At 74.4% G+C, this 387-nt stretch carries 1 protein-coding gene; it reads right to left on the bottom strand.

Annotation, left to right across the window (positions count from 1 at the left end):
* Positions 1–387, bottom strand: a 387-nt coding sequence (locus KDL01_RS42710; protein ID WP_212534385.1) for an AMP-binding protein, incomplete at both ends; no start/stop codon positions are given.

Raw genomic sequence — 387 nt, 5'->3', positions numbered from 1 at the left:
GCCGTAGACGTTCTGGAAGCGGCGACCGCGCGACCACAGGTCGGCGAGTTCGGCCGGGCAGGCCTCGCCGGCGACCTGGAGCACCCTGAGGCCGGGGAAGGTGTCCTCGCCGAGGACGGCGAGGGCGCTGGGCGGCAGCATGGCGGCGGTGACGCGGTTCTCGCGCAGGGTGCGCGCGAGGTCGGGTCCGGGGCGCAGGTCGTCCCCGGGGGCGGTGACGAGGCAGCCGCCGTTGGCGAGGGACCAGGTCAGTTCCAGGATCGAGGCGTCGAAGCCGAAGGAGGCGAACTGCAGGACGCGGTCCTCGGGGGTGGGGTCCACCAGGTCGCGCTGGCCCTCGAGCATGTTGGACAGGCCGCGGTGCGCGACGGCGACGCCCTTGGGGGT

Origin of the sequence: Actinospica durhamensis (assembly GCF_018139695.1) — a bacterium.
In the GTDB taxonomy this organism is placed as follows: Bacteria; Actinomycetota; Actinomycetes; order Streptomycetales; family Catenulisporaceae; genus Actinospica; species Actinospica durhamensis.
Note: the sequence above shows the minus strand (reverse complement) of the source record. Positions and strands in the feature narration are given on the sequence as shown.